Below are 23879 nucleotides of genomic sequence, written 5' to 3' on the forward strand. Positions count from 1 at the left end.
TCATCAGTAGCCGCGCATGCGTGCCACCAGATGCTGCAGCGGCGCGCCGCGGCGCAGCGCCGCCAGGTTCTCGGCCACCACCAGCGCGGCGCTGCGCGCATCGGTCTGCGCCGCCGTATGCGGCAGCACGGTCACGCGCGGATGGCGCCAGAAGCGATGCGCGGGCGGCAGCGGCTCGACGGCGAATACGTCCAGCAGCGCATGGCCGATCTGGCCGCTGTCCAGCGCCGCCAGCAGGGCGGCCTCATCGACATGGGCGCCGCGCGCCAGGTTCACCAAACTGGCGCCCGGCTTGCACGCGGCCAGGCGCGGCGCATCGAAAAAACCCTGCGTCTGCGGCGTCAGCGGCAGCAGGTTGATGAGGGTGTCGGCGCCGGCCAGGGCCTCGGCCAGCCCGGCCTCGCCATGCCAGCAACGCACGCCGTCCAGCCGGCGCGGGCTGCGGCTCCAGCCGCCCACCGCATAGCCCTGCGAGGCCAGCGCGGTGGCGACGCGCCCGCCCAATTCGCCCAGGCCCAGCACCAGCACCGACCATTCCTGCGCGCGCAGCTGCGGCAGCGGCCGCCACAAGGCCTCACGCTGCTGCGCCTGCAGGCGCAAGAAGCCGCGGTGCAGCCCCAGCACCGCCCACAGCGCGGTGTGCACCATGGCCTCGTGCATGGCCGGGTCGACCATGCGCGCCAGCGGCGCCTCGGCGGGCAGCGTCGGGTCGCCAAGCAGCTTGTCCACCCCCGCCCAGAGCGACTGGATCAGGCGCAGATTCGGCAGGCCCTGCAGGCTGCCATGGGGCGGATTGGCGACGATGGCGGCCTCCACCGCGGCCGCCTCGGCGGCATTGCGCGGCGGCTCCAGCAACCATTCCTCGCCGGGCATGGCGGCCTGCAAGGCCTGCAGCCAGGCCTGCTGCTCGCCCTCGGCCCAACGCCCCAGCAACAAAAGACTCATCAGCTGTCCCGGTCCTCCAGGGCCTCGCACAGGGCCGTCAGGCCGGCGCGCACGGTGGCCATGCGCACTTCGCAGCGATCGCCCGGGAACAGCTCCTTCCACACACGCACCGGCTTGCCGGCATGCACGAGCGCCAGCCACACCGTGCCCACCGGCTTGCCCTCGCTACCGCCGCTGGGGCCGGCGATGCCGGTGACGGCCAGCGCCCAGTCGATCGGCGCATGCGCCATCAGGCCGCGCGCCATGTGCTGGGCCACCTCGCCGCTGACCGAGCCATGCAGCGCGATCAGCGCCGCCGGCACGCCCAGCAGCTCGGTCTTGGCCTGGTCGCTATAGCTCACCACGCCACGCTCGAACCATTCGCTGGAGCCAGCCAGGCTGGTGCAGGCGGCGGCGATCAGGCCGCCGGTGCAGGACTCGGCCGTGCCCATGCGCTCGCGGCGCTGTATCAGGGCCAGGGCAATGCGATCGATCAGCTCGGACTCGTCGGGGAACAACATGATGTTCAGCCTCCAAAAATAGCGCGCCACAGCGCCAACACGACTAGGGTACAGCCAGCCGCGACGAAATCGTCGAACAGGATGCCGAATCCCTGCGCCCAGCTGACGGCCACGCCACGCTCGCCCTTGAACAAGCGGTCGGCCCAGCCGACGGGGCCAGGTTTTGCCGCGTCGAAGAAACGGAACAGCGCAAAGGCCGCGGCCTGGCCCCAGAAGCCCGTTGGCATGACCAGCACCAGCACCAGCCAGAAGGCCAACACCTCGTCCCAGACGATCGCGCCCGGGTCCGGGGTGCGCAGATGGCGTGCGGTGACGGTGCAGGCCCACCAGCCGATCAGCGTGCCCAGGCCTATCACCCAGGCCCATAGCGCCGGCGTGAGCCAAACGTTCAGGAGCACAAAGGCCAGCCAGGCCCACAGCGTGCCCGCCGTGCCCGGTGCCTTGGGCGAGAGTCCGCTGCCAAAGCCCAGCGCCAGCCAATGCGCCGGATGCTCCAGCATGAAGGCGGCGCTGGCGCGGCGTGGGGCCAGGTCGTTTGCGTCGTCGTTCATGCTGTCTTGAAGTGATCGAAGGAAGGCATGGCCAGCGGCAAGACCTGGCCCTGGGCGTCGAGCAGGCGCAGGCCCGGCTCGGCCTCGATGCGGCCGATGCGGGTGACCGGCGTGGCCGCCCGCGCGGCTGCGGCCTCCACGTCGGCGCGCCGGCCAGGCGCTGCGGTGAACACGAGTTCGTAGTCGTCGCCGCCGCTGAGCGTGCACATGCGCTGCAGGGCCAGGTCTTGCGCGGCCAGGATGTCGCTGCGCGGCAGCGCATCCACCTTCAGGCGGGCACCGACGCCGGAACGATTGAGGATATGGCTCAGATCGCCGCACAGGCCGTCCGACACGTCGATGGCGCTGCTGGCCAGGCCGCGCAGCGCCTGGCCCAGGGCCACGCGCGGCTGTGGCAATTCCATCGCGCGGCGCACGCGTTCAAACGCATCGCCCGGCAGCGCCTGCGCGCCGCGGAATACTTCCAGCGCCAGGCGCGCATCGCCCAGCGTGCTGCCCGAGACATAGATGTCATCGCCGGCCTGCGCGCCACTGCGCAGCAAGGCCTGGCCGCGTGGCACCTCGCCCATCACCGTGATGCAAATGTTCAGCGGCCCGGCCGTCGTGTCGCCACCCACCAGGGCAATGCCATGCGCCTGCGCCAGCGCGAACAGCCCGCGTGCAAAGCCGGCCAGAAAAACCTCGTCGGCGCGTGGCAGGCTCAAGGCCAGGGTGAAGGCCCGCGGCGTGGCGCCGCAGGCCGCCAGATCGCTCAGATTCACCGCCAGCGCCTTGTGCCCCAGGCGCTCCGGCGCCACCGTGGAGAGGAAATGCCGCCCCTCCACCAACATGTCGCTGGACACCAGCCACTGCATGCCCGGCGTCGGATTGATGACCGCACAGTCATCGCCAATGCCCACCGGCACTTCATCATCATCCGCCGCCAGCCGGCCCTGGCCCTCAAGAAAGAAGCGCTGGATCAGATCGAATTCACCCATGGGGGGGGATTGTGTCAGGGCGGGGGGGCGGGCGGCGGGACCGGGGGCAGCAATAGGCTGATCTGAGTCGCTCGCGGTCCGGTGCCTGAACTGCAGCAAGCGCCACCACAATCGGCAGAGTCACTCCATTGGCACAATGCCCCATCTGGCCGCATTGCGCCCCGTGCCGTTGCCAGCCCTTTCATGCTCCCAGCCGTCGCCCTTTTGAAAAAGCACCTCTCGATGAATTCGCGCTTCCACTCCGCCTTCCGGCTTTCCGTCGTGCTTGCCAGCGCCTTCTTGGTCGCGGCGCCCACGACGGCCCTCAGCGCCCCGCACGCCAAGCCGCGCGCCGCCGCGCACAAACAAAAAAAGGCCACTGCCCCCGCCGAACCCGCGATGACCACCGACGCCAACGGGCAGTCGGTGCCGGTCCTCGCCAACAAGGCCTGGGTGCTGATGGATTTCAATACCGGGCAGCTGCTGGCCTCGTCGAACCCGGACGAGCCGCTGCCGCCGGCGTCCCTGACCAAGATGATGACCAGCTACCTGGTCGAGCAGGCGCTCAAGAGCGGCAAGGTCAAGCCGGGCGATCCGGTCACCATGAGCCTCAGCGCCTGGTGCCGCGGCGGCAAGGAGGGTGACAGCTGCATGTTCGTGCCTCTCAACGCGCAGGCGTCCCTGATGGACATGCTGCGCGGCGTGGTCATTGCCAGCGGCAACGACGCCTCCAAGGCCTTGGCAGAACACATTGGCGGCTCCGAGCCCGGCTTCGTGGCGATGATGAACACCGAGGCGAAGAAACTGGGCATGAGCAAGACCCAATTCGCGAACTCGGCCGGCCTGCCCGACCCCAACAACAAGGCATCGGCACGCGACCTGGCGGTGCTGGCGGCCGCCATCATCCGCAACAGCGCCGAGTACTACCCCATCTACGCCGAGCGGGAGTTCAGCTACAACGGCATCAAGCAAGGCAACCGCAATGCGCTGCTGTACACCGACCCCACGGTCGACGGACTCAAGACCGGGCACACCGACGAAGCGGGCTACTGCCTGACCGCATCGGCCAAGCGCAACGGCATGCGCCTGATCTCGGTCATCATGAATGCCGACAGCAAGCAGGCCCGCGCCGACCAGACGCGCGTGCTGTTCAACTGGGGCTACGCGAACTTCGAGCAAGCGTCCCCCGCACAGGCGGGCGCGACGCTCGCCAGCGCGAAGGTCACCTACGGCGTGGCGCCCATGGTCAATGCAGGCATTGCACAGCCATGGACGCTGGTACTGCCCAAGGGACAGGCGGCCGCCGTCAAGACGGCCATCACGCTAAATCCGGCCATCGAGGCGCCGATCGCCAAGGGCGCCGTGATCGGCAAGGTCGTCGCCACGGCCAACGGAAAGCAACTCGGCGAGGCCCCCCTCGTCGCGCTCGCTGACGTGGAGCGCGCGGGCTTCTTCGAGCGTTTGCGTCAGCGCGTTGTCGGCTGGTTCTCGAAGTAAGGCAGCTGGGGAGTGGCGGCGGCGAGCTATCGCTGTCAAGCGCGACCGGCGCCAACAGGCTGGTCTGAGTCGTTCGCGGTTCAGTGCCTGAGCGACCGCGCCAGCCAAGACCAGCCATTCAGCTCCGCTGGCGTGACAGGCTCAATTCGCTGCGAAGCAGTCGTCGAGCTTGCCAGCCCAGCCGACTGGATTGGGTCGATGGCGGGCAGCCAGGGCAGGGCTAGAGCGGCGGGAAGGGATTCACGCCATCCGTGGGCAACTTGTGCATGCAGGCAACGAACAGCGGGTTGACGAGCCATCCATCGAGCCACTGCCGTACCGATGGCAAGTCCAGCCTCGCAAACCATCCCGGCTCCACGGCGGCGAACTGGCGAACGAAGGGCAGCACGGCCAAGTCGGTGGCGCACGGCGTGGCCCCTCCCAGGTAGGACGCCTTGTGCAGCCGTGCCTCAAGCGGCTCCAGAAGCACTCCCAGTGCCCTGTCGCGGTGTTCGTCTGGGGTGAGCATCTCATTTGCGTACCGTTGGGGGTACTTCCAGCGGTCCAGGTGACGCTTGAAATCGCCGTCATTTCGCTGCACAAGGTCAAGGTTCGCAGGCGACTGCGCCCTCGCCCACCAACCCTGTGCATCGGGTGCTGCCAGCGCCCAGCGCATGATGTCCCAACTCTCCTCGATCACGCAGCCATCGGGCAAGTGCAGCACCGGCACCGTAGCTTTGGGAGACAAGGCCAGCAAGCTTGCCGGCTTGTCGCGCAAGCTGACCTCCGCTGCCTCGAAGACCTGTCCAGCTTGCAGCAACGCCATTCGAGCGCGCATCGCATAGGGGCAGCGGCGAAAGGTGTAGAGCCGAGGCAAGAGCGGGCCTGAGGCGCAGAGAGGTGCCCGCGGCGTCAGCGTCGATGGGTGCATGGGTGTGGCGTGAACTTGCTGGCGGCTCAATGAACCCACAGCACCTCGAACTGCTGTCGGATGGGCGCCCCCTCTATTGACACCTCATCACCCTCGTATTTGCCCAACATGGCCTTGCCCAGGGGGGCTTCGCTGCTAATGACCTGAACGACCTGAGTGCCATTGACCAACTTCATGCTGCCTCCAGCCGGGCCGAGAAGGAACTGTTGCTGCTTGTCGTCGGCATCGACGAGGCAAACCAGCGCGCCAACCTGAATGCCTTTGTCGGCATCGTAGGCACATGGACGGAATTGGCGCCAATTGGCCATCGCCTGGCGGATGGCTTCGGCGCGACGAGCTTGGCCGGTGGCCAGATAGGCAGCTTCAAGACCGAGCGTGTCGTACTTGTTCTCGGCGATGTTCTCTTCGTGTGTTGCCGTTTCATGCGCCACCCGCGCGGCCTCGTCGGCTTGCAGCAGGTCTTCGGCAAGCCGCTCCAGAACCTGCTGTTGCAGCAAGAATTTATCCATGATTAAAGGTCGGCATCTCAAACAAGCGCGGCGCTTGATTATGAAGGGGCTCACCAGATCTCTACGCTGCTGTGGCCACTCTGATCGCTTCCGGGCGCCGCTTGGATCTCTTCGAAGGCGGCAGCGGGTCGGCTCCGCTCACTCGACCCGCGCCGGACCGGTCGTTCAGCCGTGGAGCGAGCTGCCAACTGTTGAACGGCTGGTCTGAGATGTGCAGCGGCCATAAGCGGCGCCGACCGTTGAATGGCCGGTGCTGATCGAAGCAGACTGTCAGGCCACTTGCCGCGAATGACTCAGTTCAGCCTAGAACTGTCTCCTGCATCGGATGGGCGAACTTCCGCTCCTGGCCGGGAGCGGTCCCTATGTACCAGTCAGGTGACTGACCACAACCGCTGCATCCCCGCCCTAACCCACCCCCCTCACATACTCCTCGTCATCCATCTCCACCCCCCTGATCACATCGTTGCCCGGCAGGATGCGCGTGAACTGAAAACCAATTCTCTGCAGCAGCCGCCCCGAGGCCTGGTTGCCCACGGTCACGGTGGCGACGAAACGGCGCACGCCTCGCGCCGTTAGCTTTTCTATCGCCGCTGCGGCGGCTTCGCTGGCATAGCCCTGGCCCCAGTAGCGGCTGAAAAAATAGAAACCGAAATTACTGGCCTCCAGTCCGTCGGTGATCTCGGCATCGACGCGGCCGAGGCAGTGGCCATCGGACTTGCGGCGCACCGCCCAGATGGGCCATGCGAACTGGGCGTCGGGGTCCATGCGGCTGTGCTCGATGCGCTGCCAATGCGCGCGCAAGGCCTCCAGACTGGCCGGCTTAGCCATGGAGATCCAGCGGTACAGGGCCTCGTCATCCTGCAGCGGCTGGAAGAACGCATCGGCATGGCGCGCGCACAGCGGCTCCAGTAGGAGCCGGGGCGTTTCGATGGAGGCTGCCAGTTGAGCGGCGATCTCGGGCTGCATGCAGAAGGGATGAAGGAAGGAAGCGAGGGCGGCCTGGTTGCGGGCTGCGGTGATGTGAAAGATCTGCAGCCTGGGAATGTAAGGCCAGCTTCCGCACATGGGTGACACTCGGCTTTTCTTTGCCTCGCACCGCTTACTTTGCTTCAAGCCCTCACTTCCGCCGCCCCGCCCGCCAGCCTGGCCACCCTGGCCAATGGCCTGCGCACCGTCACCATCCCCATGCCCTGGCGCGAGACGCTGAGCGTGAGCGTCTTCATCCGCACCGGCAGCCTGCACGAGAGCGCGCGGCTGAACGGCATCAGCCATGTGGTGGAGCATATGGCCTTCAAGGGCACGGCCAAGCGCGACTGCCAGCGCATCAATCTCGATGCCGAGGCGCTGGGCGCCGAGGTCAACGCGCACACCGACAAGGACCACACCGCCTTTCATATCGAAGGCTTGCCGGGCGATCTGCCGGCCTTTGTGGAATGGCTGGCCGACATCGTGCTGAACGGCAGCTTCCCGGCCGACGAGCTGGAGCGCGAGCGGCGCGTGATCGAGCAGGAATTCAGCGAGTTCGAGGACGACCCGGCCAGCGTGGCCTTTGCGCTGCTGGACCGCGCCTGCTATGGGTCGGGCCATGCGGCGGGCCGGCCCATCATCGGCACGCGCGCCAATATCCAGCGCCTCTGCCGCGCCGATCTGCTGGCCTATGCCAAGGCCCAGTACACCGCCTGCAATGTGGTGGTGGCGGCGGCCGGGCCGGTGGAGGCCGAGGCCTTCACGCGCCTGGTGGAGCAGGCTTTTGGCGCCATGCCCATGGGCCAGCCCAATGGCTTGAGCGCGCCGCGCTGGCAGGGCGGCCTGAAGACACGGCGCATGGCCGGCAGCGGCCAGTGCCAGGTCTTGCTGGGCTTCGAGGCGCCGAGTCTGGGCGAGGATGCCGAAAGCACGCGGCACCTACCCCATGTGCTGGCCGCCGCGCTACTGGGCGAGGGCATGAGTTCGCCGCTGCTGGACGAGATCCGCGAGCGCCGCGGCCTGGCCTACCATGTGGCCTGCTCGGCCGACATCCTGCCGCAATACGGCCAGTTCCTGATCGAGGGGGCCACCGCGCCGGACCAGGCCGAGGCCTTTCTGCAGGCGGTGCATGCGCTGCTGCAGCGCCAGGCCCAGGGGCCGCTGGACGCGGTGGCGCTGGCGCGCGCACGCAAGCAGTTGCAGATGCGCGGCCTGCGTGCGCTGGAGCAGCCGGCGCGGCGCATGGAAGCGGCGGCGCAGGAGCTGTTCCACTTCGGCCGGCTACGTGCGCCACAGGAGCTGATGGCGCAGCTGCAGGAGGTCTCGGCGGCACAGGTGCAGGCGGTGTTCGAGCAGCTGCTACCGCTGCCGCAGCCCGGCCGGCCGCGCCCGGCCATCGCCCTGGCCGGCAGCGTGCCGCAGCGCGTGCGCGCCTGCGCGCTGGCGCTGCTTGGCTGAGCGGCTCAGCCGTCGCGCAACATATTGGAGAGTTCCACCGCGGACTTGACCTCCATCTTCTCGAACACGCGCGCGCGGTGCACCTCGACCGTGCGCACGCTGATGTTGAGCTGGTCGGCGATCAGCTTGTTGGGCAGGCCCTGTATCACCAGCTGCATGACCTCGCGCTCGCGCTCGGTCAGCTCGGCCATGCGATGCGCCAGCGCGCCCTGGGCCGAGCGCGCGGCGATCGCCTTGGCGCTCTCGGCCAGCGCCAGCTCGACGCGGTCGACCAGGGCGTTGTCGGAGAACGGTTTCTCGAAGAAGTCGAAGGCGCCGCGCTTCACCGCGGCGACCGCGGTGGGCACGTCGCCGTGACCGGTCAGGAAGACCACCGGCAGCGACGCCGCCAGGCCGCGCTCGATCAGCCGCTCGAACAGGGCGATGCCGCTCATGCCCGGCATACGCACGTCCAGCAGCAGGCAGCTGGGCGCATCGGGCCAGCCTTCGCCGCGGCGCGGCAGCGCGTCCAGCATGGCCTCGAAGGCCTCGGCGCTGGCATAAGCCTCAGACAGCAGGCGGCGCGAGCGCAGCAGCCAGGCCAGGCCGTCGCGCACCACCTCCTCGTCGTCCACCAGATAGACCATGGGCAGGGCGATTCGGTTCATGCTTGGATCCCTCCTTCTTCGGTGGGCGATGCTAACGCGGCACGCTCAGCGCTCGGCAGGGTGAAGCAGAACTCGGTGCCGGTGGGTAGTCCGGCGGCGGCCTCGGTGCGGGTTTCGAAGTCCATCGCCCCGCCATGCTGCTCGATCACGGTGCGGCACAGGCTCAGGCCCAGGCCCATGCCCTCGCTGCGCGTGGTGAAGAAGGGCGTGAAGAGCTGCTTGGCGATGGCCGGTGCGACGCCGGGACCGCGGTCTATCACCGCGATGCTGACCCAGCGCTGCGACGGCTGGCGCACGCGCAGGGTCAGCACGCGCTCGGCGGGCGGCGTGGGGCCATCCATCGCCTGGATGGCGTTGCGGGTGAGGTTGAGCAGCACCTGCTCGACCATGGTGCGGTCGCAGCGCACGCGCGGCGCGGGCTGCGGCAGGTCGAGCTCGATGCGAGCGCCGCTCTTGCGCGCCTGCAGGCTCACCAGCGGCAGCACCGCCTCGATCAGCGCATCCACCGCAATCGGCTCGCGCGCCTGTTCGCGGCGGCGCACGAAATCGTGCACGCTTTTAATGACGCGGCCGGCGCGCGCCGCCTGTTCGGCGATGCGGGTAAGGGCCTGGCGCACCATATCGGGCGTCTGCGGATCGGCGGCCTCGTGGGTCAGCAGATTGAGCGAGGCGGTCGCATAGCTGGAGATGGCGGAGAGCGGCTGGTTCAGCTCGTGGCTCATCAAGGAGGCCATCTCGCCCACGGTGGCCAGACGGGCGGTGGCCTGCAGGCGGTCCTGCTGCTGGCGCGAGAGCTCCTCGACGCGGCGCTGCGCGCTCACGTCCAGCACAGCGCTCATCCAGCCGGTCTGCCTGCCCTCGGCGTTCAGCAGCGGGGCCTCGAAGATCAGCACCGGGAAGCGCTCGCCACTGCGGCGCATGAACACCGTCTCGAAGCCCTGGCGCGGGTCCAGGCCCGCCTCCATGCGGGCGCTGCGGTCGCGATGGCGGCGCTGATATTCCTCGACGAATTCCGGCGGCCAATAGGGCGGAATGGCCTGGCCGAGCAAGGCCTCGGCGGGGAAGCCGACGATGGCGCAGAAGGCCGGGTTCACATAGCTGATGTTGCCTGCCATGTCGCGCGCGCGCAGGCCGGTGATGAGCGAGTTCTCCATCGCCTGGCGAAATGCCAGCGACTCGGCCAGCGCATGCTCGGCAACAGCGCGCCGGCGCACATCGCGCGCCAGCAGCAGCACCACGGCAAAGAGCGCCAGCGAGAGTCCCAGCACCAGGGCGGTGGCGAGGTTGGGGATCAGCCTGGGCTGGCCGGCGGCGCTGTCCACGCGCAGCTGCAGGCTCAGGCCGGGCAGGTCGACCACGCGCTCGGCCAGGTAGTAGCCGACCCCACGCGTGAGGCCCACGCGCGCCAGCCGCGTGCCATCGCCCTCCACAAGGCTGAGCTCATGCTGGCGCGCCTGCTCGGTGCTGGTGGCCTCGTCGAGCAGCTGGCGCAGCCCCAGGGTGGCGACGACATAGGCCTGGGGCTGGCCGGCGCGCTGCTGCGGCAGGCACAGGTCCACCACCTCCAGGCCCTCGCCGCCCGCCAGCGGCACAAAGTAGGAGCGCGAGAACAGCGGCGTGCCCTGACGCAGCGCGGCCGCGCAGGCCAGCTCGGTCTCGATCTGCATCTGTTCGCGCGCGAGCTGGGCAAACAGCGGCGTCACGAACGGCGACTCCACCGCGGTCTGCACCTGCCGGCGCGCATCGCGGTACTCGACGCGCAGCACCGGCCGGTTGAAGCGCAGCAGCTCGACGGCCTCGGCATGCCAGCGCGCGTCGTGCACCTCGGCCCACAGCAGGGCCTGCAGGCTCTGCAGCTCGCGCCCGGCCAGCTGCTTGGCACGCGCCGCGACCTCGGCCGCCACCTGGTCCACCTGTTCCTGCGCGCGCGCCGCCTCGTAGCTGAGCGTCAGCGCCACCAGCAGCGATTGCGCCACCAGCAGCAGGCCCACCAGCGCGCCCCACAACAGGGCGCGGCGCCAGCGTCGCCTGAGCGCCGGGCTGGAGGAGTTGGCCGCGTCGGGCACGGGGTGAGGCGTCATGCGTGGGATCTGCAAGCGAGCTGCCGCACAGTATGCGAGCGGCCTTGGCCGTGCGGATGCGCAGTTTCGCGTATGCCGGCGCCCGCGCCTGGCCCGACACTTGCGATGCATCATGTGCATGGCGATGCAAGCTTCACGCAAAGCTTGCACTCCTACAATCGCCGGCCAGCTTCGAGACCACGCCACCATGCCCACCTCCGAACAAAAAGCAGCCCAGCTGCGCCAAGCCGCACTCGAATATCACGAGTTCCCGACCCCGGGCAAGATCGCGATCGCGGCGACCAAGCAGCTGGTCAACCAGCGCGATCTGGCGCTGGCCTACTCGCCCGGTGTGGCGGCGGCCTGCGAAGAGATCGTGGCCGACCCGGCGAACGCCTTCCGCTACACCTCGCGCGGCAATCTGGTGGCGGTGGTCACCAACGGCACCGCGGTGCTGGGTCTGGGCAATATCGGTCCGCTGGCGTCCAAGCCGGTGATGGAAGGCAAGGGCGTGCTGTTCAAGAAGTTCGCCGGCATCGATGTGTTCGACCTGGAGATACAGGAGAACGATCTCGACAAGCTGGTGGACGTGATCGCGGCGCTGGAGCCCACCTTCGGCGGCATCAACCTCGAGGACATCAAGGCGCCCGACTGCTTCTACGTCGAGCGCAAGCTGCGCGAACGCATGAAGATCCCGGTCTTCCACGACGATCAGCATGGCACGGCCATCGTGGTGGGCGCGGCCTTCCTGAACGGCCTCAAGGTACTGGGCAAGGACATCAAGCAGGTCAAGCTGGTGACCTCGGGCGCCGGCGCCGCTGCGCTGGCCTGCCTGGGCCTGTTGATGAAGCTGGGCCTGCCGCGCGAGAACATCTGGGTCACCGACCTGGCCGGCCTGGTCTACGAGGGCCGCACGGAGCTGATGGACCCGGACAAGGCGGTGTTCGCCCAGCCCACCTCGCAACGCAGCCTGGGCGAAGCGATCGCCGGCGCGGACGTGTTCCTGGGCCTCTCGGCGGGCGGCGTGCTCAAGCCCGAGATGGTGGCCAGCATGGCGGCGCGGCCGCTGATCTTCGCGCTGGCCAATCCCACGCCCGAGATCCTGCCCGAGGAAGTGAAGCAGGTGCGCGACGACGCGGTGATGGCCACCGGCCGCACTGACTACCCGAACCAGGTCAACAACGTCCTGTGCTTCCCCTACATCTTCCGCGGCGCGCTCGACTGCGGCGCCACCACCATCACCGATGAGATGGAGATTGCCGCGGTGCGCGCGATTGCCGAGCTGGCCCAGGCCGAACAGAGCGAGGTGGTGGCCGCGGCCTATGCCGGCGCGAACCTGAGCTTCGGCCCCGAGTACCTGATCCCCAAGCCCTTCGACCCGCGCCTGATGATGAAGATCGCGCCGGCGGTGGCGCAGGCGGCGCAGGACTCGGGCGTGGCCTCGCGCCCGGTCAAGGACATGGACGCCTACCGTGAGAAGCTGCAGAGCTTCGTCTACGCCTCGGGCACGACCATGAAGCCGATCTTCAACGTCGCCAAGCGCGCCGTGAACAAGCGCGTGGCCTATGCCGAGGGCGAGGAAGAGCGCATCCTGCGCGCCGTGCAGGTGGTGGTCGACGAGGGCCTGGCACGCCCCACGCTGGTGGGCCGGCCCGGCGTGATCGCCGAGCGCTGCGAACGCTTCGGCCTGCGCCTGCAGGAAGGCCGCGACTACGACATCGTCAACGTCGAGAACGATCACCGCTACCGCGACTACTGGCAGACCTATCACCAGATGACCGAGCGCAAGGGCGTCACCCAGCAGCTCGCCAAGATCGAGATGCGGCGCCGCCTCACGCTCATCAGCTGCATGATGCTGCACAAGGGCGAGGTCGACGGCATGCTGTGCGGCACCTGGAGCAATACCGCGATGCACCTGCAGTACATCGACCAGGTGATAGGTAAACGCCCCGGCGTGAAGACCTATGCCTGCATGAACGGGCTGATCCTGCCCGGCCGCCAGGTCTTTCTGGTCGACACCCATGTGAACTACGACCCCACGGCCGAGCAGCTGGCCGAGATCACCATCATGGCCGCCGAGGAGCTGATGCGCTTCGGCATCCGCCCCAAGGCCGCCCTGCTGTCGCATTCGAATTTCGGCTCCAGCAACCAGCCCTCGGCGCTGAAGATGCGCGAATGCCTGGGCCTGATCCAGCAAGCCGCGCCCTGGCTGGAGGTGGATGGCGAGATGCATGGCGACACCGCGCTGGACGCTGCCTACCGTGGCCAGCTGATGCCACGCAGCACGCTCAGCGGTGAGGCCAATCTGCTGGTGCTGCCGAATATCGACGCTGCCAACATCTCCTACAACCTGCTCAAGACCACCGCCGGCGGCGGCATCGCGATCGGCCCAGTGCTGCTGGGTGCGGCCAAGCCGGTGCATGTGCTGACGCCTTCGGCGACGGTGCGCCGCATCGTCAACATGACCGCCTTGACGGTCGCCGACGCCAACGCCGCGCGCTGATTTCAGCGCAAATCACCTCCGTAAGAGCCCTTGGAAACAAAAGTTTGTAAAGGCTCACAAGGGCGTGATGGCGCCATCAATTCGGCGCCAATCGGGACTATCCAAAGGTGCGTGCGCACACTAACTTAGCCAATTCCTGAAGGCCTGGCAAAGCCCCGGTCTTGAGCTTTCGGGCCTCATTCTGTACCATGTTGCCTTCAGGATTCAGGGTAAACCCGTGTTGTTGCTCTCCCGGTCACCGGCGTGGCCACTGTGGCACAAGCTAGGCTCAGCAGTCGCTCTGGTGGCGATGTTGGGGCTGGCAGGCCCAGCCAATGCCAGGGAATCGTTCAAGGATTCCACCGCAGCGCAAGACACGGTCGCTTTGACGGCCTTGCCGCCCGAAGCCCAAACCACGCACCGTCTGGTACTCGCCGGGGGACCATTCCCGCAAGCCAAGGATGGCGTCGTGTTTGGCAATCGCGAACGCAGACTGCCGCCACGGGCGAGGGGCTACTACCACGAATATACCGTCAGAACGCCAGGCGCCCGGAACCGGGGCGCGCGGCGTCTGGTATGTGGTGGCACGCCACCCACGAAGCCTGAGGTTTGCTATTACACCGACGACCATTACGCGAGCTTCCGAAAGATCGCGCCGTGATCGGCGGCCACAAAGTTCTGTGACTATATAGGAGGATCGCGACCATGCTTTTGCAGACCGTCCGTCCCAATATCGTGCAGGCCATAAGGGCCTATCGCGTAGAGGACTTGATGCAAGCCGCACAGGATGCGGGCCAGCATTTCCTGTATGCCAACCTGACCGACGCCGAGTCGAAGCAGGACGTGCTCGAAGGGATTGCCCAGGCCTTTCTGTTTCCCGCCCACTTCGGCAAAAACCTCGACGCGCTGTACGACTGCATGACCGACCTGGTACACAAGTCGGGCGCGCAACCTGGCTTTGTGGTGGTGCTGGAGCAGATCCCCGACAGCATCAAGTTCGACCGTGAGGCGCGCGAGCAGTTGCTCGATGTGTTCCGAGACGCGGCCGATTACTGGGCCGATCGCAAGGTCCAGTTCCGGTGCTTCTATTCTTTTCAGTAGCCCGCTCCCAAGAAAACGGGTCATGGGAGCGGGCTACTGAGGTGGCCCCGAGCGTTACTGTGAAGCCTGCAGCCAAGAGCAGCAGCAACAAGCCCAACGCCAATCCAAACTTCGGCATGAATATGCCGATGATGAGCAGCGCATTCGATACCGCGATGTGGCTGAGCGCTGCCTGAGCCCAGGCTTGGCAGCATCACGAAAGGGCCCCACGGGGCCCTTTTTCTTTGCCTAAAGGCTCTGCGCCAGCGCGACGAACTCCTGCACCGGCACCTCCTCGGCGCGGCGCTGCAGATCGAACTGGCCGCTAAAGCCGCGCTGCGCCAGCCACACACCCAGGCTGTGACGCAGCAGCTTGCGGCGCTGCGAAAACGCCGCCGCCACCATCTCGCCAAACAGCTTGCGGTCCAGCTGCGCCGGCTCGGCATGGGGCAGCATGCGCACGATCGCCGAGTCCACCCGCGGCGGCGGGTCGAAGGACTCGGGCGGCACGTCGAGGATGGACTCGATCTGGTAGCGCCATTGCAGCATCACCGACAGGCGGCCGTAATCCTTGCAGCCGGGCGCGGCGGCCATGCGATCGACCACCTCCTTCTGCAGCATGAAATGCTGGTCCCGCACCTGCTCAACGAAGTCGAGCAGATGGAACAGGATGGGGGTGGAGATGTTGTAGGGCAGATTGCCCACCACGCGCAATTGCTGGCCGCGCTCGGCCGCTAGCGCGGCGAAGTCGACCTTGAGCACATCGGACTCCACCACCACCAGCCCGTCGCGCTGGCGCAGGCGAGCCGCCAGGTCGCGGTCCAGCTCGATCACGGTGAGCGGCTGGAGGCGCGTCAGCAGCGGCAAGGTCATCGCACCCAGGCCGGGGCCGATCTCGACCATGGCCTCGCCGGGCTGCGGGTCGATCGCATCGACGATGGCCTCGATGATGACCCGGTCGGTCAGGAAATGCTGACCGAAGCGCTTGCGCGCAATGTGCTGGGCCATCAGTCCAGCCACTCGCGCACTTCGACGAAGGCCTTGGCGCGCAGGTCCTTGACCCATTCGCCATAAGCATCCTCGTACTTGCGCTCACGCAGCGCGCCGCGCGCCTGCTCGCGCAGCTGCTTGGCTTCCACCGCCACGGTGCGACGCTCCAGCACCTGGATCAGGTGCAGGCCGTAACGCGACATCACCGGCGCCGAGATGCCGCCGAGCGGCAGCGCATTCATCGCATCCTCGAATTCGGGCACGAAGCCGCCCGGCGAGGCCCAGCCGAGGTCGCCACCGTCGGCGGCGCTGCCGTCTTCGGAGTTCTCTTTCGCGACCTGCTCGAAGCTCGTCTTGCCGGCCTCGATATTGCGCTTGAACTCGTTCAGGCGCCGCGCCGCCGTTTCGGCGTTGAGCTGGGCCGAGGGCCGCAGCAGCACATGGCGCGCACGCGTCTGCGTGACCTGGTTGGCTGCGCTGCCGTCCAGGCGATCGATCAGCTTGAGCAGGTGAAAGCCGGCGCCGGAGCGCAGCAGCTGCGGCGCGACCTCGCCGGCCTTGAGGCCCTCGACCGTCGCCACGAACAGATCGGGCAGGCGGTCGGAAGCGCGCAAGCCGATTTCGCCGCCGCGCAGCTTGTTGTTGTCCTCGGAGATCTCCTTGGCCACGGCAGCAAAGTCCTCGCCGGCCTTGACGCGTGCCAACGCCCCTTCGGCGCGCGCGCGGCGCTCGGCCTCGACGCTGGCGCTGGCGCCTTCGGGCACCGTCACCAGGATCTGGGCAATATTGAGCTGGGCGTTCTTGGCGAAGGCGGCCTGGCGCTCTTCCAAGTATTTGTCGATCTCTCCGTCGGTGATGCGGATGCGGCCCTGCACCTCGCGTTCGCGCACCCGCTCGGTGAGCATCTGGTCGCGCAGGTTCTCGCGGAAGGTGCGGTAGTCGAGGCCCTCGGTCTTGAGGCGCTCGCGCAGCTGCTCCAGCGTCAGCTTGTTCTGTGCCGCCACATTGGCCACCACGCGGTCGAGTTCGGGCTCGTCCACCTTGGTGCCATTTTCGCGCGCATAGGTCACCAACACCCGGTCCTCGATGAGGGCCTCCAGCGCCTGCTTGCGCAGGGTCTCGGTCACCGGCATGGCCTCGCCGCGGCGCTTGGCATCGTCGCGCAGGCGCTCGGTACGCTGCAGCACCTCGCTGGCCGCCACCACGTCGGAATTCACCACCGCAGCGATGTAGTCGCCCGGCCGCAGTTGGACATTGCTTGGGACGCTGGCGCCCGCCTGGGCCTGGGCGGCCGCGATGCCGGCCACGCTCAGGGCGCAGGCAAGGGTCAGATTGCGTATCGACAATTCAGTCATAGGAAGCTTCAAGGCGTCCGAGCTTGTCCGAGCTCAGGGGTCGGTAACCGGGAATATTGTCTCTCAAGACCTTGAGCGCATTCGAGCCCAGCTGGGACAGGCCCACCAGCTCGATCTGCAGCATCAGCCGGGTGTTGGTTTCGGCAAAGCCGGTGGACAGCCGCTCGACACCGGTGCGCAGGATCCAGCAGCCGGCGTCGTACTCCACGCCCACCACCGCGTCCGTGAGGCGCTTGTCGCGCAGGCTGTACTGCACCCGCCCGGCGCTGTACCAGGCGCCCTGGCAGGACGAGGCGCCCGAGCGCGCACGCCCCGCGTCGGCGCTGCCCCACAAGGGCCATTGCCAGCCCAGCTCGATCTGCTCGCTCTGACCCGACACCAGCCGGTAGGCCGCGCTGAGGGTGCGGAATGGGCCGGGCGAGTAGCGCGTGCGCAGCACCGAGCGCACCGCCCGGCCGCTGTCGGCATTGAACTGCATGGCCGCGTCCAGCCACCAGGCGCGGCTCAGATGGGCGGCACCCAGCAGCAGCACGTCGGAGAAGCGCTGGCCGGCCGGCTCGCCGCCATCCGCCGTGATGCGCTGGTCGCGGAACAGGAAACGCTGCACCAGGCCGAGGCGCAGCAGTTCCTCGCCCTGACCGGTGTCGACCCAACGCGAGGTCGCGCCCAGCGTCAGCTGGCGCGCATCGGCGACCCGGTCCACGCCCGAGAAGGGGTTCTCGGCGTAGATCGAATCGAAATTGAAGTCCTTGGCCGCGGCATCGAAGTTGGGCACCAGCGACTGGTCGCGGTAGGGCGTGTTGACATAGAGCGCTCGCGGCTCCAGGGTCTGGGTCAGGCTGCGGCCGAACAGCTGGGTCGCTCGCTCGAACACCCAGCCATGGTCGATGCTGAAGGTCGGGATGCTGCGCGCGATCGAGCGGGCGCCGTTGTCCAGCGGCAGGTTCACCCGGTAGCTGGCGGCGTTCAGCGAGAGTTTGGGGATCAGCCACCAGGCCGCGCTGCCCAGCGGCAGGCTCAGGTGGGCCAGCAGATGGGCGCGCTCGCCGGTCTGCTGCGACTGGCTGGCCAGGGCCTGGGCCGGCAGGTCGAAGCGGTTGTACTCCAGCTCCAGCCCGCCCTCCAGGCGTGCACGCCGACCCCAAGGCAGGTAGCCGGCCAGCACCAGGTCGTCGGCCTGGCTGTTGATGCGCAGGCCGATCTGGGGCGAGCGCTGGTAGGGCGCATCGAAGCGTGTGAGCATGTCCAGGCCCTGCAGCGGCTGCCAACGCTGCACCCGCGCATAGGCCTGGCCCTCGCCCCAGCCATAGGCAAAGTCGCGCTGCAGTTGCAGATCGGTGGCGAGCAGCCGCTTGGTGAGGCTGTTGACGCGCCGCGGCAGGTCCTTCCAATACTCGTCATCCGAGACCCGCTCGGAGCTCAGCCGGTATTGCAGCCCGGCGCCCATTTGGCCCTCGCCAGCCAGGCGCAGATCCCAGCGCGGGCGCCCGGCCACGCGGTCGTGCGGCAGCCAGGCGAAGTTGATGCTGCCGGCATGGCTGGGCTCCAGATAGCGGAACTCGCTGTCGACCCCGGGGCCGCGCCGCGTCATCACAAAGGGCAGGAAGGTGGCATCGCGCTGCGGCGCGATATTCCAGTAGTAGGGCAGGCCCAGTTCGAGGCCGCTGCGGTTGTCGAGGTTGATGTCGGGTGGCAGCCAGCCCGATTTGCGCTGGTCGCCCACCGGGAAACTCAAGGCCGGCGCGGCCAGGATGGGCACGCCGTAGAAGCGCAGCACCGCGCCCTTGGCCAGGCCCTCGTTGTTCTCGAAGTCCATCGCAAGGCTGTCCATGCGCAGCTCCCAGGCCCGCGTCTGGCCGCTCTCGTCGGCGGGGCAGCTGCTGTAGCTGGCCGCCTCGGCGCGCACGCGCTGGGCGTCGAGGAACTGGATGCGCTTGGCCTGGCCGCTGCCGCCGGTCTGCGAGAAGAAATAGCTGGGCTCCAGCATTTCGCCCTCGAAGCGCTGCACGAACAGCTGCAGGCTGGGGCCGCGCACCAGCGAACCCTGGTGGCGCAGCTCCACCTGCCCTTGCGCCTGGGCGAGGTCCTGCACCTGGTCGTAGCTGATGCGGTCCGAACTCAGCAGCAGCTCGCCATAGCGCAGCTCGGCGGCGCCCTCGGCCACCGACTCCTGCGAAATATGGCTGCTCAGCTGGCGCGCGCTCAACACCATGGCGGGCCGCGTGAGGCCGCGCGCCACCGGCAGCAGCTGGCGTATCGGCCGCAGGCTCAAGGCCTGCTCGGCATCAAGGCCCTGGGCCTGCGTCAGCCCGGCCGCCAGCAGGCCCAGGCACAAGAGGCTCAGGCGCGGCAGGGACGCGGCAGATGGGCGGGCGGATTGGGGGCGCAGCACGGGTGTGGGACGTCTTCAGGGGGCATCCTCGCGCCGGTGGCGGACGGGACGGTTTGTAGAATTCATTATCCATGAGCCCCGGCGTGAGCCGTGCTCGGCCCTTCATCGCCTCTTCAGCCTCTTTTCTTCATGCACCCCAAGTTCTGGCCCGACCCCGCCCGCCACGCGCGCTTTGCCCGCTGGCTGCAGCCCCTGGTCGAGGCCCATGGCCTGTTGCCGGACACCCTGACCGAGGCCGGCAGTGATGCCAGCACGCGGCGCTATTTCCGCATCCGGCGCGCCGCCGGTGGCGAGTTGCTGGTGATGGACGCGCCGCCGCCGGCCCACGACCTGCGCCCCTATCTGGCGCTGGCCGCGCACATGGCCGAATGCGGCCTGCGCGTGCCCGAGGTGCTGGCCGCCGACGTGGCCGAGGGCTTTGCCCTCATCACGGACTTGGGGCCCCAGACCTATCTGCAAGCCCTGCAGGGTGCCAGCGCGGCCGAGGCCGACCGCCTGATGCGCGCCGCCATTGCCAGCCTGGTGCAATGGCAGCTGCGCGGCGATGCCGCTCGGTTGCCGGTCTATGACGAGGCCTTTGTGCGCCGCGAGCTGCAGATCTTCGTCGACTGGTGCGTGCAGGCCGAGTTCGGCAAGCATTGGTCGGCCACCCAGCTGAAGTGGTGGGATCATGTCTGCCAGCAGCTGGTCAACAACGCGCTGGCCCAGCCGCAGGTCGCCATGCACCGCGACTACATGGTGCGCAACCTGATGGTGGCCGACGGCGCGCCCGGCATCCTGGACTTCCAGGACGCGGTGCGCGGCCCGCTCGCCTACGACATGGCCTCGCTGCTGCGCGATGCCTTCATCTCCTGGGACGAGGAGCGCGAACTTGACTGGGCGATCCGCTACTGGGAACAGGCGCGCAAGGCCGGCCTGCCGGTGGACGCCGATTTCGGCGAGTTCTGGAAGGCGCTGGAATGGAGCGGCCTGCAGCGCCATCTGAAGATCATGGGCATCTTCTGCCGCCTCAAGCACCGCGATGGCAAGCCCGCCTATGCCGAGGATCTGCCGCGCCTGTTCGCCTACGCGACCAAGGTGTCGACGCGCTATATCGAGTTCTCGCCGCTGACCCACCTACTGGAAGACCTGCGCGGCGGGCTCACGCAGACCGGCTTCAGCCTGCGCTAGGGTGAGGGGCAGCCCGCGGCCGCCAGCCAGGGGTCGCGGTCCTCGCCGCCGAACACGCTGAGCAGGAAGTCGAGAAAGGCGCGCGTGCGCGCCGGCACGAACTTGCGCGTGGGCATGGCCGCCCAGATCGTGAAGCTGAACAGCCGCCATTCGGGCAGCACGCGCTCCAACGCCCCTTCCAGCAGGGCGTCGGCAATCACGAAGGACGGCAGGCCGGCAATGCCCAGCCCATGCAGTGTGGCCGAATAATTGGTGTCGATCGAGGCGGTGCTCAGCACCGGCCGGCTCGGCACCCCGGTGAAGGAGTCCTGCACCGTATCGTCGTCATGGCCGCCACGCAGGAACACGATGCCGCGCTGCAGCTCCGACATCGGCGGCAGCATCGCGTCATGCCCTTTCAGATCACGCGGATGCTGGGGCCGACCATGGCTCTCCAGGTACTCGGGCGCGGCACACATGATGACCTCGGTGCGCGCCAGCCGGCGCGCCACATAGTCGCCCTCGAGCGGATGACGTGAGCTCAGGATGGTGATGTCGAAGGCCTCGTCCAGTGTGTCCACCGGGCCGGGCGAATGCAGCTCCAGCGTGATGTGCGGGTACTGCTGGTGAAAGCGCGCCAGGTGCTTGGCCAGTTGGTGCACCGCGATCGCCGGCGGCACCAGCACGCGCAAATGGCCGCGCGGCTCATTGGTGGAGGCCGAGGCCAGGGCCTGTGCCTCGTCCACCTCGGCCAGGATGCGGCGCGCCCGCTCCAGATAGGCCTCGCCCACCTCGGTCAGTGCCAGGCGGCGGGTGGTGCGGTTGATCAGGCGTGCGCCCAGGTGCTCCTCCAGCTCGGCCACCAGGCGCGTCACCACCGCCGGCGCCAGATCGAGCGAACGCGCGGCGCCGGCAAAGCTGCCGTCGTCGATGACGCGCACGAACACGCGCAAGGCCTTGAGCTGATCCATGCTGGCTCCCCCGCCAAAAAAAGCAAAGCCCGGACAGAGCCGGGCTTGGAAGGTCTGTGCCTTGCAGCTTATCAGGGGTGTGCGGCCATCACCTGGGCCACCGCGGCGGTGAGGCGCTTGCCATAGGGCACATGCAGGAACTCGTTCGGGCCATGGGCATTGCTCTTGGGACCCAGCACGCCGCAGACCATCATCTGCGCGCTCGGGAAGCCCTTTTGCAGCATGCTCATCAGCGGGATTGTGCCGCCCTGGCCGATATAGCCCACCGGTGCGCCGAAATGCGTCACGCTGGCCGCATTGACCGCCTGCGACAGCCAGGGGCTCAGTTCGGGCGTGTTCCAGCCGGTCGCGCCATAGGCGCCCGCACGGCCATCGGGCACGAAGGTCACCTTGGCGTTGTAGGGCGCGTTGTCCTCCAGCAGGGCCTTCAGGCGCAGCGCCGCCTCGTTGCCGTCCACCAGCGGCGGCAGGCGCAGCGACAGCTTGAAGGCGGTGTAGGGGCGCAGCACATTGCCGGCGTTCTTGAGCTCGGGGAAGCCGTCCACGCCCACCACCGACAGGGTCGGCTTCCAGGTGCGATTGAGCAGCACCTGCACCGGGTCGGTGGTGACCGGCAGCACCGAGCCACCATCGGCGCCGCAGGCCCAGGGCAGGCGCTTGTAGACCTCCTCACCCAGGATGGCTGCGGTGGCCTTGGCCTGCTCCAGGCGCACGCCCGGGATCTCGCAATGGAAGCTCTCGGGCAGCAGATTGCCGGTCTTGGAGTCTTCCAGGCGGTCCAGCACCTGGCGCAGGATGCGGAAGCTGGAAGGCACGACGCCCGAGCCGTCGCCGCTGTGGATGCCTTCGGTCAGTACCTCCACCTTCAGCACGCCCGAGACCATGCCGCGCAGCGAGGTGGTAAGCCAGAGCTGATCGTAGTTGCCAGCGCCCGAATCCAAGCACACCACCAGCGAAACCTTGCCCAGGCGCTCCTTCAACACTTCAATGTAGGCCGGCAGATCGTAGGAGCCGCTCTCCTCGCAGGTCTCGATGATGCCGACGCAACGCGGGCGCGGAATGCCCTGCTTGTCCAGCGCCATGATGGCGGTGAGCGAGGCGTAGACCGCGTAGCCGTCGTCGGCACCGCCTCGGCCATAGAGCTTGCCGTCCTCGTACTTGGGCGTCCAGGGCCCCAGGTCGGCGCGCCAGCCATTGAACTCGGGCTGCTTGTCGAGGTGGCCGTAGAGGACGATGGTTTCGTCGCAAGCCGCCTTGGTGGCCGGCACCTCGAAGAAGATCACCGGCGTGCGGCCGGGCAGGCGCACCACCTCGAGCGTGAGGCCCGCGACCTTCTTGCTCTCCACCCAGGCGGCGGCGTCGCGCAACACCTTCTCGATATGGCCGTTGGCCGCCCAGTCGGCGTCGAACATCGGGCTCTTGGCCGGAATGGCGATGTACTGGGTCAGTGCCGGGACGATCTCCTCGTCCCACATGCGGGCGGCGTAGTCGCCCAGGGCGCTGGCCTCATCGGCCTGCAGCGGCAGCAACGGATCACGTGCGTTCATGTCTGTCTCCTCACGGGCGGTGACCCGTCTGAAGCCAGGATTCTAGAACCGCCCGTCCAGCCAGGCCTGCAGGCGCTCGAACACCTGTTCCTTCTCGGGCTCGTTGAAGATCTCGTGGTACAGCGCCGGAAAGACATGGCCCTGCACCACCGCCGGCGGCGCGGCAGCCACGAAATCGGCGCTGCCCTCGGGCGCGACGCAGCGATCGCTGCCGGCCCACAGCACCAGGGTAGGCAGGGTCCAGGCCTCGGCCTGGTCGCGCACCAGTTCGCCGCCATCGACAATGGCGCGCGCCAGCGTCGGCGTGACATGCTTGTGCACCAGCGGGTCCTGCACATAGGCCTGCACCACCGCGGCATCGCGCGAGATCCAGCTGGGCTTGAGTCCGTTGCCGGCGGCCAGGTGCGGCAACAGCGGCAGGGCCACCGTCAGCAGCAGCTTCTGGAACGCCGACATGCCGGGGTCCAGCGCCGGCGAGCTCAGCACCAGGGCGTCGAGCGGGCGGAACCAGTCGGGCAGGCTGCCGGCCGCGGTGCCCAGCAGGCCGCCGGCGGCAAAGCGCGCCGCCACCATGCCGCCCATGCTGTGGCCCAGCATCACCAGCGGGCCGCGGCCCAGCACCTCGTCGCCACGCGTCTGGTCTATCACCAGGGCCAGATCGTGCATCAGGCTGAGCTCGTCGGGCACGTCGCCGCGTGCGCCGCCCGAGGCGCCATGGCCGCGCTGGTCGTAACCCACCACATGCCAGCCCCATTGATTCAGGCGCGCCGCCACCTGTTCGTAGCGACCGATATGCTCGCCCAGGCCATGCACGATCAGCACCGTGCCGCGCGCGGGATCAATGCCGGGTTTGGTCCATTGGCGCCAATGCAGGGGCAGGCCGTCGTGGGTGGTCAGGGGTCGCATGGCTGGCA

Annotated in this window: 21 protein-coding genes; 6 read left to right on the forward strand and 15 right to left on the reverse strand. The window is 68.0% G+C overall.

Annotation, left to right across the window (positions count from 1 at the left end; genetic code table 11):
* Positions 1-3: 3 nt before the first annotated feature.
* The 4 genes from WG898_RS22620 to thiL are packed head-to-tail and all read right to left on the reverse strand — an operon-like array spanning position 4 to position 2973.
* On the reverse strand, positions 4-945 hold the full coding sequence (locus WG898_RS22620; protein ID WP_339605045.1) for a 2-hydroxyacid dehydrogenase: 942 nt from the start codon (positions 943-945) through the stop codon (positions 4-6).
* On the reverse strand, positions 945-1445 hold the full coding sequence (locus tag WG898_RS22625; RefSeq protein ID WP_339605046.1) for a CinA family protein: 501 nt from the start codon (positions 1443-1445) through the stop codon (positions 945-947). Before WG898_RS22625 ends, WG898_RS22620 begins: the two co-directional genes overlap by 1 nt.
* 5 nt (positions 1446-1450) lie before the next feature.
* Positions 1451-1996 (reverse strand): phosphatidylglycerophosphatase A family protein, encoded by a 546-nt coding sequence (locus tag WG898_RS22630; RefSeq protein WP_339605047.1) that lies wholly within the window; start codon positions 1994-1996, stop codon positions 1451-1453.
* Positions 1993-2973, reverse strand: coding sequence for a thiamine-phosphate kinase (gene thiL, locus WG898_RS22635; protein ID WP_339605048.1), 981 nt, complete (start codon positions 2971-2973; stop codon positions 1993-1995). The genes WG898_RS22630 and thiL overlap by 4 nt, the downstream gene beginning before the upstream one ends.
* A gap of 183 nt (positions 2974-3156) precedes the next feature.
* Here thiL and WG898_RS22640 point away from each other — a divergent pair, with 183 nt between their 5' ends.
* On the forward strand, positions 3157-4449 hold the full coding sequence (locus WG898_RS22640) for a D-alanyl-D-alanine carboxypeptidase family protein (RefSeq protein ID WP_339605049.1): 1293 nt from the start codon (positions 3157-3159) through the stop codon (positions 4447-4449).
* Between the two features lie 220 nt (positions 4450-4669).
* Here WG898_RS22640 and WG898_RS22645 read toward each other — a convergent pair whose 3' ends face one another.
* From WG898_RS22645 to WG898_RS22655, 3 genes are all read right to left on the reverse strand, one after another.
* Positions 4670-5359 carry a glutathione S-transferase gene (locus WG898_RS22645; RefSeq protein ID WP_339605050.1) on the reverse strand — a complete coding sequence of 230 codons (690 nt, stop codon included), beginning with the start codon at positions 5357-5359 and terminating at the stop codon, positions 4670-4672.
* 26 nt (positions 5360-5385) lie between these two features.
* Positions 5386-5868 carry a GreA/GreB family elongation factor gene (locus WG898_RS22650; RefSeq protein ID WP_339605051.1) on the reverse strand — a complete coding sequence of 161 codons (483 nt, stop codon included), beginning with the start codon at positions 5866-5868 and terminating at the stop codon, positions 5386-5388.
* Between the two features lie 405 nt (positions 5869-6273).
* On the reverse strand, positions 6274-6981 hold the full coding sequence (locus WG898_RS22655; protein WP_339605052.1) for a GNAT family N-acetyltransferase: 708 nt from the start codon (positions 6979-6981) through the stop codon (positions 6274-6276).
* Between WG898_RS22655 and WG898_RS22660 the strand changes: the two genes are divergently transcribed.
* A complete protein-coding gene (locus tag WG898_RS22660; RefSeq protein WP_339605053.1) occupies positions 6973-8292 on the forward strand; it encodes a M16 family metallopeptidase in 1320 nt (439 codons plus the stop codon). The genes WG898_RS22655 and WG898_RS22660 overlap by 9 nt on opposite strands.
* A gap of 5 nt (positions 8293-8297) precedes the next feature.
* Here the strand turns inward: WG898_RS22660 and WG898_RS22665 are convergent, their stop codons facing one another.
* Entirely contained in the window at positions 8298-8939 is a 642-nt protein-coding gene (locus tag WG898_RS22665) for a response regulator transcription factor (protein ID WP_339605054.1), read from the reverse strand.
* The gene (locus WG898_RS22670; RefSeq protein ID WP_339605055.1) at positions 8936-11020 is read right to left on the reverse strand and encodes a sensor histidine kinase; all 2085 of its coding nucleotides are present in this window, start codon (positions 11018-11020) and stop codon (positions 8936-8938) included. The genes WG898_RS22665 and WG898_RS22670 overlap by 4 nt, the downstream gene beginning before the upstream one ends.
* Before the next feature lie 187 nt (positions 11021-11207).
* Here WG898_RS22670 and WG898_RS22675 point away from each other — a divergent pair, with 187 nt between their 5' ends.
* The 3 genes from WG898_RS22675 (at position 11208) to WG898_RS22685 (ending at position 14582) form a co-directional block, all read left to right on the forward strand.
* A complete protein-coding gene (locus WG898_RS22675; RefSeq protein WP_339605056.1) occupies positions 11208-13502 on the forward strand; it encodes an NADP-dependent malic enzyme in 2295 nt (764 codons plus the stop codon).
* Between the two features lie 289 nt (positions 13503-13791).
* Positions 13792-14142, forward strand: coding sequence for a guanyl-specific ribonuclease (locus WG898_RS22680; protein WP_285234098.1), 351 nt, complete (start codon positions 13792-13794; stop codon positions 14140-14142).
* 44 nt (positions 14143-14186) lie between these two features.
* Positions 14187-14582, forward strand: a complete 396-nt coding sequence (locus WG898_RS22685) for a barstar family protein (RefSeq protein WP_285234099.1) — start codon at positions 14187-14189, stop codon at positions 14580-14582.
* A 228-nt stretch (positions 14583-14810) separates the two neighbouring features.
* On the opposite strand, the gene rsmA is transcribed toward WG898_RS22685, so the two are convergent.
* From rsmA to WG898_RS22700, 3 genes are read right to left on the reverse strand one after another with little or no spacing between them, the layout of a single operon-like run.
* Positions 14811-15569: a 16S rRNA (adenine(1518)-N(6)/adenine(1519)-N(6))-dimethyltransferase RsmA gene (gene rsmA, locus WG898_RS22690; RefSeq protein WP_339605057.1), complete on the reverse strand. Its 759-nt coding sequence runs from the start codon at positions 15567-15569 to the stop codon at positions 14811-14813.
* Entirely contained in the window at positions 15569-16906 is a 1338-nt protein-coding gene (locus WG898_RS22695; protein ID WP_339605058.1) for a peptidylprolyl isomerase, read from the reverse strand. Before WG898_RS22695 ends, rsmA begins: the two co-directional genes overlap by 1 nt.
* A complete protein-coding gene (locus WG898_RS22700) occupies positions 16899-19298 on the reverse strand; it encodes an LPS-assembly protein LptD (protein WP_339605059.1) in 2400 nt (799 codons plus the stop codon). Before WG898_RS22700 ends, WG898_RS22695 begins: the two co-directional genes overlap by 8 nt.
* 129 nt (positions 19299-19427) lie before the next feature.
* Between WG898_RS22700 and WG898_RS22705 the strand changes: the two genes are divergently transcribed.
* Entirely contained in the window at positions 19428-20468 is a 1041-nt protein-coding gene (locus tag WG898_RS22705) for an aminoglycoside phosphotransferase family protein (RefSeq protein WP_339605060.1), read from the forward strand.
* Here WG898_RS22705 and WG898_RS22710 read toward each other — a convergent pair.
* The 3 genes from WG898_RS22710 to WG898_RS22720 all read right to left on the reverse strand — a co-directional run bounded on the left by WG898_RS22710 (position 20465) and on the right by WG898_RS22720 (position 23871).
* On the reverse strand, positions 20465-21418 hold the full coding sequence (locus tag WG898_RS22710; protein ID WP_339605061.1) for a LysR family transcriptional regulator: 954 nt from the start codon (positions 21416-21418) through the stop codon (positions 20465-20467). The genes WG898_RS22705 and WG898_RS22710 overlap by 4 nt on opposite strands.
* 71 nt (positions 21419-21489) lie before the next feature.
* Positions 21490-22965 carry a M20 family metallopeptidase gene (locus tag WG898_RS22715; protein ID WP_339605062.1) on the reverse strand — a complete coding sequence of 492 codons (1476 nt, stop codon included), beginning with the start codon at positions 22963-22965 and terminating at the stop codon, positions 21490-21492.
* A 42-nt stretch (positions 22966-23007) separates the two neighbouring features.
* On the reverse strand, positions 23008-23871 hold the full coding sequence (locus tag WG898_RS22720) for an alpha/beta hydrolase (protein ID WP_339605063.1): 864 nt from the start codon (positions 23869-23871) through the stop codon (positions 23008-23010).
* Positions 23872-23879 lie beyond the last annotated feature (8 nt).

It is taken from the genome of Paucibacter soli (assembly GCF_037482845.1).
GTDB classification, from domain to species: Bacteria; Pseudomonadota; Gammaproteobacteria; order Burkholderiales; family Burkholderiaceae_C; genus Paucibacter_B; species Paucibacter_B soli.

Coding starts and splice junctions, on each gene's coding strand:
- WG898_RS22640 (WP_339605049.1), top strand. CDS start 3,157: ATGCTCCCAGCCGTCGCCCTTTTGAAAAAGCACCTCTCGATGAATTCG.
- WG898_RS22650 (WP_339605051.1), bottom strand. CDS start 5,868: ATGGATAAATTCTTGCTGCAACAGCAGGTTCTGGAGCGGCTTGCCGAA.
- WG898_RS22680 (WP_285234098.1), top strand. CDS start 13,792: ATGTTGGGGCTGGCAGGCCCAGCCAATGCCAGGGAATCGTTCAAGGAT.
- thiL (WP_339605048.1), bottom strand. CDS start 2,973: ATGGGTGAATTCGATCTGATCCAGCGCTTCTTTCTTGAGGGCCAGGGC.
- WG898_RS22685 (WP_285234099.1), top strand. CDS start 14,187: ATGCTTTTGCAGACCGTCCGTCCCAATATCGTGCAGGCCATAAGGGCC.
- rsmA (WP_339605057.1), bottom strand. CDS start 15,569: ATGGCCCAGCACATTGCGCGCAAGCGCTTCGGTCAGCATTTCCTGACC.
- WG898_RS22630 (WP_339605047.1), bottom strand. CDS start 1,996: ATGAACGACGACGCAAACGACCTGGCCCCACGCCGCGCCAGCGCCGCC.
- WG898_RS22620 (WP_339605045.1), bottom strand. CDS start 945: ATGAGTCTTTTGTTGCTGGGGCGTTGGGCCGAGGGCGAGCAGCAGGCC.
- WG898_RS22675 (WP_339605056.1), top strand. CDS start 11,208: ATGCCCACCTCCGAACAAAAAGCAGCCCAGCTGCGCCAAGCCGCACTC.
- WG898_RS22715 (WP_339605062.1), bottom strand. CDS start 22,965: ATGAACGCACGTGATCCGTTGCTGCCGCTGCAGGCCGATGAGGCCAGC.
- WG898_RS22695 (WP_339605058.1), bottom strand. CDS start 16,906: ATGACTGAATTGTCGATACGCAATCTGACCCTTGCCTGCGCCCTGAGC.
- WG898_RS22710 (WP_339605061.1), bottom strand. CDS start 21,418: ATGGATCAGCTCAAGGCCTTGCGCGTGTTCGTGCGCGTCATCGACGAC.
- WG898_RS22645 (WP_339605050.1), bottom strand. CDS start 5,359: ATGCACCCATCGACGCTGACGCCGCGGGCACCTCTCTGCGCCTCAGGC.
- WG898_RS22720 (WP_339605063.1), bottom strand. CDS start 23,871: ATGCGACCCCTGACCACCCACGACGGCCTGCCCCTGCATTGGCGCCAA.
- WG898_RS22670 (WP_339605055.1), bottom strand. CDS start 11,020: ATGACGCCTCACCCCGTGCCCGACGCGGCCAACTCCTCCAGCCCGGCG.
- WG898_RS22625 (WP_339605046.1), bottom strand. CDS start 1,445: ATGTTGTTCCCCGACGAGTCCGAGCTGATCGATCGCATTGCCCTGGCC.
- WG898_RS22665 (WP_339605054.1), bottom strand. CDS start 8,939: ATGAACCGAATCGCCCTGCCCATGGTCTATCTGGTGGACGACGAGGAG.
- WG898_RS22705 (WP_339605060.1), top strand. CDS start 19,428: ATGCACCCCAAGTTCTGGCCCGACCCCGCCCGCCACGCGCGCTTTGCC.